2 protein-coding genes and 1 pseudogene are annotated in these 980 nt (G+C 36.5%); all 3 read right to left on the bottom strand.

Annotated features, from left to right (window positions below; genetic code table 11):
• A partial coding sequence (locus OM075_RS25190) for a tyrosine-type recombinase/integrase (protein ID WP_301193329.1) occupies positions 1-414 on the bottom strand: 414 nt, incomplete at its 3' end.
• Between the two features lie 36 nt (positions 415-450).
• Positions 451-675, bottom strand: a pseudogene (locus tag OM075_RS26225) (phage integrase N-terminal SAM-like domain-containing protein); the annotation flags it as partial.
• A gap of 93 nt (positions 676-768) precedes the next feature.
• Positions 769-980, bottom strand: a 212-nt coding sequence (locus OM075_RS25185) for a hypothetical protein (RefSeq protein WP_301193328.1), incomplete at its 5' end; no start/stop codon positions are given.

Here is a 980-nt window from a genome sequence, read left to right as displayed (position 1 = left end):
ACTTAAAGGGGTCAACATCCGCCGGAATGTCATGCGGAAAACATCACATGAACCGGCTTCGGGAAAGGGGGTCAACATGATCAAGAATATCCAACTTGCTTGTGCGTATTTTTTTCCTCTTTTTTTCCCTTCAAAAAGATATTTCTCCGGTCGATAATGTTTATAGTAAAAGCGAAGTTGTTCCAGTAATTCATCAAATATAGGTATCTCTCTTACCTTTTGTCCTTTTCCACTGACCCGTATTACCCCTCGGGATGAGTCTATATTAGAAGGTTTTAGATTTAAAACTTCATCGCGTCTCATGCCGGTAGCATAGGTTAACATTAATATTGTTCTATGCTTTAAATTGGATAAAACATGTACTAAACCTGTGACTTCTTTTTGTGACAATACTACTGGTAGTTTTCTTTTCATCCGAGGGCGCTTAATGCGTATGGACTCCCATGGATTGCCTAAAATATCTACCTGTAAAATCTTCCAGGCACTGATCATTTGATTTACATTCACTGGAGATAGTTTTTGTTCTTCCAGTATATAATAACAATAGTCTTTTACCTGGGAACGGGTTATTTGATCTGGAGTAATTTTGTAATGTTCAGAGATCCGGCGTATAAACCCAGTGTACGTTTTAATGGTACGTTCGCTATAGTTGCGCAAACGCATTTCTTGCTCGTATTGAGCTAATAAACTTTTTTTTCAATACCTAATATTTTTATTTATACTACTATAAGTTACGAATTCCCAGTTAGCTCCGAAAGGAGCTTTCGTTCAACGTTTAAATAAGCCCAGTGCGCTTAAATTGCTCATATTTTTCATTTTTGCATATTCGTTTCTAAATATAGAAAAACTTTCAAAACGCAGCCCGCAAGCATTGGGTTTATTTGTTGTTGAACTAAACCTCCTACGTCGGTAGACAAGGAGGTTTAGACGGTAAATTACCGCATCTTTGTATTGTAATTTTAATAAACTGATTAAAGATG

It is taken from the genome of Plebeiibacterium sediminum, assembly GCF_026013605.1.
Lineage (GTDB): Bacteria > Bacteroidota > Bacteroidia > Bacteroidales > Marinilabiliaceae > Saccharicrinis > Saccharicrinis sediminus.
This window is presented reverse-complemented; position numbering and strand designations above follow the sequence as displayed.